General features: G+C 60.0%; 11 protein-coding genes. 5 read left to right on the plus strand and 6 right to left on the minus strand.

Annotated elements, in window-relative coordinates; all coding sequences use genetic code 11:
* Positions 1-75: 75 nt before the first annotated feature.
* Genes M529_RS25500 through M529_RS47975 form a run of 3 tightly spaced genes read right to left on the minus strand, consistent with a single transcriptional unit; the run spans position 76 to position 2,403 of the window.
* Entirely contained in the window at positions 76-1,011 is a 936-nt protein-coding gene (locus M529_RS25500; protein ID WP_158230102.1) for a NotI family restriction endonuclease, read from the minus strand.
* Positions 1,001-2,152 carry a DNA cytosine methyltransferase gene (locus M529_RS25505; protein WP_051132691.1) on the minus strand — a complete coding sequence of 384 codons (1,152 nt, stop codon included), beginning with the start codon at positions 2,150-2,152 and terminating at the stop codon, positions 1,001-1,003. The genes M529_RS25500 and M529_RS25505 overlap by 11 nt, the downstream gene beginning before the upstream one ends.
* Positions 2,153-2,166: 14 nt before the next feature.
* Positions 2,167-2,403, minus strand: coding sequence for a ribbon-helix-helix domain-containing protein (locus tag M529_RS47975; RefSeq protein ID WP_081643412.1), 237 nt, complete (start codon positions 2,401-2,403; stop codon positions 2,167-2,169).
* A 116-nt stretch (positions 2,404-2,519) separates the two neighbouring features.
* Between M529_RS47975 and M529_RS25510 the strand changes: the two genes are divergently transcribed.
* On the plus strand, positions 2,520-2,810 hold the full coding sequence (locus M529_RS25510; protein WP_021316102.1) for a hypothetical protein: 291 nt from the start codon (positions 2,520-2,522) through the stop codon (positions 2,808-2,810).
* Here M529_RS25510 and M529_RS25515 read toward each other — a convergent pair.
* Both M529_RS25515 and mobQ read right to left on the minus strand, forming a co-directional pair.
* Positions 2,764-3,276, minus strand: a complete 513-nt coding sequence (locus tag M529_RS25515) for a hypothetical protein (protein WP_021316103.1) — start codon at positions 3,274-3,276, stop codon at positions 2,764-2,766. The two genes, M529_RS25510 and M529_RS25515, sit on opposite strands and share 47 nt — an antisense overlap.
* A complete protein-coding gene (mobQ, locus tag M529_RS0123975; RefSeq protein ID WP_021316104.1) occupies positions 3,273-4,352 on the minus strand; it encodes a MobQ family relaxase in 1,080 nt (359 codons plus the stop codon). The genes M529_RS25515 and mobQ overlap by 4 nt, the downstream gene beginning before the upstream one ends.
* Before the next feature lie 171 nt (positions 4,353-4,523).
* On the opposite strand from mobQ, the gene M529_RS0123980 reads away from it, so the two are divergent.
* From M529_RS0123980 to M529_RS25530, 4 genes are all read left to right on the plus strand, one after another.
* Positions 4,524-4,832 (plus strand): hypothetical protein, encoded by a 309-nt coding sequence (locus tag M529_RS0123980; protein ID WP_022684617.1) that lies wholly within the window; start codon positions 4,524-4,526, stop codon positions 4,830-4,832.
* Complete coding sequence (locus M529_RS25520) at positions 4,829-6,391, plus strand: type IV secretory system conjugative DNA transfer family protein (RefSeq protein WP_021316106.1); 1,563 nt, start codon at positions 4,829-4,831, stop codon at positions 6,389-6,391. Before M529_RS0123980 ends, M529_RS25520 begins: the two co-directional genes overlap by 4 nt.
* Before the next feature lie 495 nt (positions 6,392-6,886).
* On the plus strand, positions 6,887-7,987 hold the full coding sequence (locus tag M529_RS25525; RefSeq protein WP_044663677.1) for a replication initiation protein: 1,101 nt from the start codon (positions 6,887-6,889) through the stop codon (positions 7,985-7,987).
* A gap of 77 nt (positions 7,988-8,064) precedes the next feature.
* Complete coding sequence (locus tag M529_RS25530; RefSeq protein ID WP_021316108.1) at positions 8,065-8,499, plus strand: cell division protein ZapB; 435 nt, start codon at positions 8,065-8,067, stop codon at positions 8,497-8,499.
* 15 nt (positions 8,500-8,514) lie between these two features.
* Here the strand turns inward: M529_RS25530 and M529_RS25535 are convergent.
* On the minus strand, positions 8,515-8,810 hold a 296-nt coding region (locus M529_RS25535; RefSeq protein ID WP_021316109.1), incomplete at its 5' end, for a helix-turn-helix domain-containing protein.

An 8,810-nucleotide genomic window follows, 5' to 3' on the forward strand; every position in this document is an offset into this window, starting at 1 on the left:
GAGCAGAAAATCGCTCCGTTTGCGAGCAGACGCCGCTACGATTGCAAGCGCCTACATGTAACTTTCGGATCAACCCTACTGAATCAGGTCTCCTGGGTCCGGCCCTTCGTCCTCATGATCTTCCATCTCGGAAACCTCGCCCGCTGCAATTAGATCAGCCAACCTTACAGCACCGCGAACCAGAGAACTCTTAATCTGTGCCGTAAAGGCCGATCTCTGGGGCGGGTCTTTATACATGATGGCATTTTGCAAGTTTGTGTGGCTTGTGCCTTCTACATTAACAAGCACAGGCTTAAACTCACCTGGCCTATCCGCATCGGCTTCTAAGCGATAAGTCATAAATATGATATTGACCTGCGGGTCATTCTTAACATCGCTAGTTTTCATAAATGCCGCGCGGCCTAGTATATATTGATATACTTGCTCAGGAATAACCGCGACGATTTTCGATTTCCAATGGTGATGGAAATAGCCTTTTCGGATGAGTTGGGTAATATAACGCTTGTATACGTTGTCCCAATTGAATCCGTATGTCGGCTTTTTCTCTAGATCTTCTCCAGCTCGCAAAGCCTGATAAGCAGGAAAAACAGATCCAGTAATATCAATGGCCTGAAGCTCTACCGACAGGAATTGGTCGATTTCCTTATCACTCTTGACGTCTGCGATAACGAAATCGACATTCCCGAAGCCCTCCATTTTGACTTCGCGGGCGATCTGCGGATCAGTAGGCTTCTCACCCGGCCAGCAATGTTCGATGACCTCTGTCAGAAAATCGACAGCGTAGAATCGCTTCGGACAGACGAAAATCAACTCTGGCCCTTGGGTCGATTTCCGGGGTGCAGGCTTCCAAAGACTGCACACGGGATAAGGCTCGCTGGGGAGTTGTGTGCTGCGCTTGGGGCATCGCGACTGAATGTACGGGCACTCGAAATCGGCGGCAGCAGGATCGACACCCTTTGCCGCCCGCCGACCTAATACCTCTCCAACAATCGACTCAGGTTCAAACGGCAATCGGGAGTTCCTCACGCAGGCTGGCTTTCACCTGCTTAGAGGCCATCCCTGCCGTATCCGCAAGAAGTAGTGCTTCGGCAACGCACTTCCCGAGTAGAGGCGGGACCGCATTACCGACCTGCACATATTGCTCTGTGCTGTTACCCTTGAACGTGAAGAAATCAGGGAATGATTGTAGCCTTGCTGCCTCGCGAACCGTGAACGAACGATCTTGGACGGGGTGAATATAGGCCCCCCAATGCACATCGCACTTGGTCAATACTGTGCATGACAGGTCTGTTTTTTTGGGTCGACCATATCGCTTGGTATGATCGCTACGCTTGGCCAACTTCATGCCTGCGGGCAACAGGTCGATCGGTATGTCCCGCCATGATCCCCCAGCGGGAATATGTCGCATCCGCTCCTGGTTGATCCGCGATAGCTTAGATGCGGAATGGTTCTGCACGATAGTGCAGTCCCCTCTCAACAAAGCCTGATAGCTGTTTTGAGGCCGTTTTCCGTATGGTCGCGGCCCTGCACGATCGCCGTTTTCCAACTTAGGAAGATCGGAAATAGCATCCCAAACTGTCACGAAGGGCAACAAGCCTGGGCCATGTGTTTGTTCGGGGAACAAGATTGGCGCATCGGTGCGCGTGGCAATGAAAAACACGCGCCTGCGCTCTTGGGGCACCCCATATTCTTCGGCGCGGAGTACCTTCATATCGACGCGATAGCCGAGGCTTTTCATACCCTCGAATATCTCATGCACGATGCCGCCCCCGCCGATCGACGTGATGCCGGTTACGTTCTCCATCACGATCCAACGCGGCTGAATGCCCTTCACGATCCGAAGATACTCGCGAAACAAGCCTGCGCGTGGGTCATTGACGCCTCGCTGGTGATTATAAACCGAATAGCCCTGGCACGGAGGACCACCGACGATCACGTCGATTTCACCCTTCTTGACGCCAGCAGCCTTTAAGAGCTGCTGTGCTGTAACGTCTTGGATCGGCCCGCCAATGAACTTGGCTTCTGGGTGGGTCGCGGAAAATGTCTCGCCTGCCCGGTCGTCATAATCCTGTCCCGCTAAGACGTGGAAACCCGCTTGCCGAAACCCCTCGGAAAGGCCACCGGCTCCGCAGAAAAGATCGATGACGGTCATGTTATGGCGCGATTTCATCGGCTCCCCCTACGCTTCAATCCTGTCAGGGGAAGCGGCAGTTGCTGCTCATCCCCATCAGTACGCTCGATCAACGAGCTGATCGCATGACGGCCAAGCCATGCCTTCGACACCTTCGACCGAGCCGCAAGCCGATCGAAAGCGGCATATTCATCTTCGGACAGATTAACGGTGATCCGGTTTTTCGACGGCATAAGTTGCCTCACTTTGCCGCAAAGTGCAGCACCTTGCATCTCTATGCCTCCGGTTCAACGCTTAGTCAATTTCAAGTTTGTTCTCTTTTTGTTCTCATAAAAAGCCTGCAAATGCAATGCTTTCTGGAGGTAAATCTGATACAAATGTCGTCGCTATGACCATCATACCGATCGACCTTCCCGCGCTCCGCGCCCAGGTGCGTGCTATGGACTATGTACGCGGCACCGCTGCCGAAATGGAACAATGGCGCGAGGCCAACGCCGAGGCGTGCGCCAATCTGGCGATCGAGGGCATGGACCTGACCATCGAGGAGCACGCCATGCTGGCGATGTTCATGGAAGAAGGCGTGCCGCCCTCGCTGGTGCCGCAAATCATCCTGAGCCTTTACGGCAAAGGATCTACCTCGACCGCTCCCGCTCCCGCTCCTGCTTCCGCTCGACCCTGATCCGTTTCCCCAGCATTTCCTCGTGGATCGGTTCGACCACGACCTTGGACACCCCGCCCTCATCCCGGCTTTTCAGCGGATCGAACACCCGGCCCTTGTCGAGCTGATCCGCGATCCAATCATGTGCCCGCGCCACATCAGCGGCAATGACAGCAGGATCGTTTCTATTCAAAGTCTCTGCCAGATGCTTGGCGAGGCGATAATGCCGGTATGCATTCTGTAATTCAGGATCGGCGTCGGCCTCCGGGCCTGTCGCAATGCGGAATCGCGCGCCAAGCGACACTGGCGCGCCCTTCGGGGCCGCGCTGGCCTGGTCGCCGGTCAACCGGTCGATCGCCTCGGCCATGACGCCGAGCTGCCCCTGCATGGCTTCGACTTGGGCGGCCAGATTCTCGACCGCCGCCAGCACCGCGCGCTGGGTCGCCAGCAGCGCCATTACCGGATCGTCGCCGTCATCCTCGCTCATCGCTCTATGTCCCTGTCCTGCTCACGATCGCGCCGCCGCTCGCGTTCTAGCGGATCGTGCTTCCCGATCTTGTCGAGCCGCCCCGCAATGCGCTCGGCCGCGCTGCCTGGCTCCGGCCCATCCCGATCGCGTTCGCCACGCTGTGCGGTCGCCTCCGCGATCCGCTCGGCCGCCCCGCGATCGGCGGCTTGGTCCTGACGGCCCCATGCCGCGCCCAGGCGATCACGTAGGCCCTGCGCCATGCCCTTGGCCTTGTCGCCCAGGTTGCGCATTGTCTCCGCGATCCTGGCGCTGATTTCGCGCAGCTGCTGGGTCAGCTCGCGCCGCTCCTGATTGCGTGCCCGCACCGCCCGTTGTTCGTCCCCGCGCTCGGTGGACGTGCCCTTGCGCTCCATCGCCACCGCCGCCAGCGGCACCTTGCCCATCGGCTCGCGGTCGAGGTCGCTTTCCCTTTCCGCGTCTCCCCGATCGCGGGCAGCCTCGCGCTGATCCTTGAGCGACCGATGATCGATGCGCTCATCGCACCCCGCCCGTTCCAGCGCCTGGTTGGCATGGTCCGCCCATGCCGCCCGCCACCCCTCAAGCCGTTCGCTGGCGTTCCAATCGCGGTTCTTCTTGCCGAACCCTTCGCCGGTCAGGTCGCGCATCGTCAGCATGACATGCGCGTGCGGCTGCTCCTGCCCGTCGGCCGAATGGCCCCGATGCAGCGACACGTCCGCAATCATCCCCTGCGACACGAAATGCTCGCGCACATATCCCTCGACCAGTGCCCGCCGATCTTCCGCGCCCAATTCACGTGGAAGGGAGATTTCGACCTCGCGGGCCAGCTGGGCGTCCTTGCGCTTCTCGACCGCCTCGACGCCGTTCCACAGGCGCGAGCGATCGAGCATCCAGTCCGGCGTGCGATCGGGGGCCATGATCTCCCGATGCTCGATGTCCGACTTGCGCGTGTAGTCGTGGCATTTGCCCAGGCGCTCGTCGGTCAGCCGCTCGCCTGACCGGTAGGCGGCGGCAGCGACCGCGCTGCGCCCGCTGGCCCGCGAGATGACTTTGACAGAGCAATGGTAGATCGCCACGGACCGCGCGCCTTCTAACTTCCTTCACTTAAGGGGGAAGCCGTCCGGCGGGGGCAAAGCCCCCACGAGGACCACGCACATCGCGCAGCGATGTATAAGCGTGCCCTTATCTTCGCTAAGGTAGCCTTGTTGCGATCCTCTTGCTATAGCGAACTGACAAGGAGGACCGCTATGGCGCGCACGCCCGTTGAAGAACGCCTTGAGAAAATGCGCGAAGACGAGCGCAAACTACGCGAGCGACGAAAGGCTCTTGAGGCACGGCTTTCCGCTGAACGCCGCAAGGCTGAAACCCGCGAGCGCATCATGCTGGGCGCGTTTATCCTTCACCACATAGACGAGGATACGCCCACGGGTCGCCAGCTCGCCCCGCTCCTGCAACGCGAACTGCCGATGTTCCTGACCCGCGAGCGCGATCATGCCCTTTTGCAGCCGCTGCTCGCTCGCCTGAAGAACCTCGAACGTGGACGGGAGGAACAATGAGCGGGCCGATCGTCGGGGAAGACAATAACGGTGGCTGCTGTCTAGCTGTCGTCGGTAGCCTGGCTGTCCTGCTCGGCACGTCCTGGCTGCTCGAAAAGGTGCTACCGACCGCGATCGCCAGCACCATTGCCTGGGTCGCGCTCGTCGTCTTCCTCGTCCTGGTCTGGAAGTTTGCCTTCAAGGGCCGCCGCAACGCGCTGCTCGGCTCGGCCGCCTTCGGTGGAATCGATGACGTGCGCGCCCTCGCGAGCAACAAGGGCGATCTTCTGATTGGTCGATCCTTCAGGACCGGCAAGCTGCTGCGCTATGACGGCCCCGCCCATCTCCTGACCATGGCCCCCACGCGCAGCGGCAAGGGTGTGGGCACCATCATTCCCAACCTGCTGATCATCGACCGCTCGGTGATCTGCATCGACCCCAAGGGCGAGAACGCCCGCGTCACTGCTCGCACCCGCGCCACCAAGGGCAAGGTGTGGTGCCTCGATCCCTTCGGCGTCTCCGGGCAACCCGCCGCCCGCTATAATCCGCTCGACCGGCTCGACCCGGAAAGCCTCGATCTGGCCGAGGACGCCATGACGCTGGCCGATGCCCTAGTCCACGATTCCGCAGGGCAAGGCGGCGAGGCCCATTGGAACGAGGAAGCCAAGGCGCTGATTGCGGGCCTGATCCTCTATGCCGTGGTCCACGAGGATCGCGAGCATCGCACCCTGGCGACGGTGCGCGACTATCTCACGCTCGCCCCCAAGGACTTTGCCGATCTGCTCGTCCTGATGCAGGACAGCCGCGGCGCCGGCGGCCTCATCGCCCGCGCCGGCAATCGCCACCTCGGTAAGTCCGACCGCGAGGCCGCAGGGGTGTTGTCCTCGGCCCAGCGCCATACCCATTTTCTCGATAGCCCCCGCATCGTCGCCAGCACTTCGGCCTCCGACTTCACTTTTGCAGGGTTGAAGGAGGGGGTTTCCACGGTGTTTCTGTGCCTGCCCCCTGACCGGCTCGATGCCTATTCCCGCTGGCTGCGCCTGCTGGTCGCCCAGGCGCTCACCGACATGGCGCGTTCGCCGGTCAAACCGGCGCGGCCCGTCCTGTTCCTGCTCGATGAGTTTGCTGCCCTAGGCAGACTCGAACCCGTCGAGCGGGCGATGGGCCTGATGGCCGGATACGGGTTGCAGCTCTGGCCGATCTTGCAGGACATGCACCAGTTGCGCGCCCTCTATGGCGAGCGTGCAGGCACCTTCCTGTCGAATGCCGGGGTGTTGCAGGCGTTCGGGGTGAACGACCATGCGACCGCCGAACTGCTGTCCAAGTCGATGGGACAGGAAACCCTCGAATTTCGCACGGCGGGCTACTCCGAGACCCATGGCAGCATTTTTGAGCGTAGTAAGCATACCCGCTCGACCAGCACCCAGGTCAGCGCCCGCAACCTCATGAACCCCGACGAAATCATGCGCATGGGGCCGGACGAACAGCTGCTGATGATCCAGGGCAAAGACCCCCTCCGGGTCCAGAAAATCCGATATTACGATCAGCGCGAGTTCGCGGGGCTGGCTGATCCTGCCTGAGACGGCCCTAGGAGACGCGATCCGCACGATAGCCCCCCCGCAGCGCATACCCTTCGGCGGTTCCTCCTAACCGTCTCTGTGCCCTCCACAGGGACTAACAGGGCGATGGCGCACCTGACTTCGCCGTGCTTCTCCCCTGGGAAGCCTGCGGCCGGTAGGCCGCCTTGTGACGGCGAAGCCGTCGCACATCAAAGGCGCATTGGCCGAAAGGCCAATTCCATATTCCTCGTCCTTTAGAGCGGCATTCTCTTCGCGCGCCCGCGTTGATTCTAGATTCTGGGATTCTATGATTCAGGGGGTGTCAAACACATTGAATATAAAGGCATATTCCGGACTTTCATGAGGAATGGGGTGGAGCATCATGAGAAATGGGGTGCCCTATTGTGAGTTTTGGGGTGGGGGTATCATGAGAAATGGGGTGCGTGAGATGAGAGCAATTTGTCTCTCATCTCATAATACCTTGACCTTGCCCGCCCCTCGCCCGAATGTCCGATTATGGACGGGACAGCCGACACAACTGGCCGCACGATGGAAGTGGCACGGATCGAGAAGGAACGCGGTTCCGACACGATAGTGCAGCCGCGCGAACTGGTGGAAGTCCGCTATGCGAGGGGGGTTTCCCTGAGCCTGTCAGCGCGCAAGGTCTTTGCCTTGATGATGCACCAGGCCGCTGGCGATGCCTGGCGCGACCAGGAACACAGAATCGCCAAGCGCATGTTGCGCGGCTCCCACAATTCCAACGATCGCCTTACCGAGACGATTGACGAGCTGATGGGCATCTTCTTCGCAATGCCCGACAAGGTGGACGGCGACCACGGGCGGCGCACCTTCCAGATGATCGAAGAGACGTTTGAGGGAGGGGAGCAGGGGTGGTTGATCTACCGTTTCACCCGGCGTGCGCGCGACCTTCTGAAAGACAGCGAAGCCTACGCCCTCCTGCATCGGGCAACGGTGCTGGCCTTCGACAGCAAATATGCGCTCGAACTATACCAGCTCGGAGCCTTGCTCTACCGACGAGACGTGCCGATCTGGCGCGGCGATGTGGAAACCCTGCGCGCCAAGCTGGGCGTTCCAGAGGGGGCTTATAGCTCGTTCGCTGACTTACGGCGTTTCGTCCTCGATGCCGCGACGGCCGAAATCAATCAGCTTGTCCCACAATTCTCCGTGGCGTGGGACGTTGCAAAAAGGCGGGGCCGCAAGGTCATCGAGGTCGCAATAACCTTCCGCCGCAAACCACCAATCGCAGCGGTTGCCGCCGAAGAAGAAAACGAGCGACATCGCGCCGGTCGCCGCGCCCGTCGAGATGGGACGGCAGAGACGATAATGGACCCCAGTGCGATCATCGCAGCGACCGCTGCAAATCTGGGTGTGTCCGATGTTTTACGCTGGCCTGCCGACGATCAGGTGACGGAATTTGGCGCGGTCGAGTTGCATGCGATCGGCGTCACCTATGGTGGAGGACACGCGGTTCAGCGATTGGCGGATCAATATGCGCGAGTGCGAGCCGACAAGCGGCGTCAGCTCCGAGGCGATGCTCTGCGTGAAGACTGGACGACTTGGGTAAGGGGTTGCGCGGAAAAATGGAGTAAACCCTAGTGGTTGTCGCTCTTTGGGTTTCACGATACCCTATAGAAACAGGGATACGTTCCCGGTTGGAAACGGGGGAATAAAGCATGGCAACCGTCTCGATGACGAAAGGGGCCGAACTGGCCGGGGTCAGCAAGGGGACCGTCTCAAAAGCTCTTAAATCTGGTCGTCTTAGCTATGCTGAGAAGACCGATAACGGCTACCTCATAGACACTTCCGAACTATTCCGGGTGTTCCCCCCGAAACAGAAAGAAACGGTTGCCGAGTCCCGCTCCGAAACCCCTTCTGGAAACAGCGAAACCCCAATAAATTCAGGGGGGTTGCAACGTGAGATTGAACTGTTGCGTGAACAGTTGCAGGACCGCGATAGCGTAGTTGCCGATCTACGGCAGAGGCTCGACAAATCAGAGGATGAGCGGCGAGAGGCGCAGGCGCGGGTGATAGGATTGCTGACCGGCCCGGAGCCTGCGGAATCCAAGCGCGGCTTTTTTGGTCGGTTGTTCGGCAAGGCAGATGATTGATCTGCGCGCAGCTCGCTATCGTCCGACGAGCCGCGATATCGTTGCCTGACTGACGTCAAACAGCGCCGCGACGGTGCGCTGCGTATCACCAGCAGCCAGTCTCTCCAGTGCCTCGGACTGCTGGTGAGGGGTGAGAGCCGCCTTGCGACCGAATTTGACACCACGCGCTCTTGCCTGGACACGCCCTGCGGCGGTGCGCTCGGTGATGCGCTCCCGCTCCCAACTGGCTGCGATCCCCAACACCGCGATTATTACCTGTAGGCGCTTGCAATCGTAGCGGCGTCTGCTCGCAAACGGAGCGATTTTCTGCT

The organism is Sphingobium ummariense RL-3 (assembly GCF_000447205.1).
Lineage (GTDB): Bacteria > Pseudomonadota > Alphaproteobacteria > Sphingomonadales > Sphingomonadaceae > Sphingobium > Sphingobium ummariense.

Bases quoted from the DNA above. Each gene is read 5' to 3' on its own strand.
- M529_RS25515 (WP_021316103.1), bottom strand. From the start codon at position 3,276: ATGAGCGAGGATGACGGCGACGATCCGGTAATGGCGCTGCTGGCGACC.
- M529_RS25520 (WP_021316106.1), top strand. From the start codon at position 4,829: ATGAGCGGGCCGATCGTCGGGGAAGACAATAACGGTGGCTGCTGTCTA.
- M529_RS25525 (WP_044663677.1), top strand. From the start codon at position 6,887: ATGGACGGGACAGCCGACACAACTGGCCGCACGATGGAAGTGGCACGG.
- M529_RS25510 (WP_021316102.1), top strand. From the start codon at position 2,520: ATGACCATCATACCGATCGACCTTCCCGCGCTCCGCGCCCAGGTGCGT.
- M529_RS47975 (WP_081643412.1), bottom strand. From the start codon at position 2,403: ATGCAAGGTGCTGCACTTTGCGGCAAAGTGAGGCAACTTATGCCGTCG.
- M529_RS25505 (WP_051132691.1), bottom strand. From the start codon at position 2,152: ATGACCGTCATCGATCTTTTCTGCGGAGCCGGTGGCCTTTCCGAGGGG.
- M529_RS0123980 (WP_022684617.1), top strand. From the start codon at position 4,524: ATGGCGCGCACGCCCGTTGAAGAACGCCTTGAGAAAATGCGCGAAGAC.
- M529_RS25530 (WP_021316108.1), top strand. From the start codon at position 8,065: ATGGCAACCGTCTCGATGACGAAAGGGGCCGAACTGGCCGGGGTCAGC.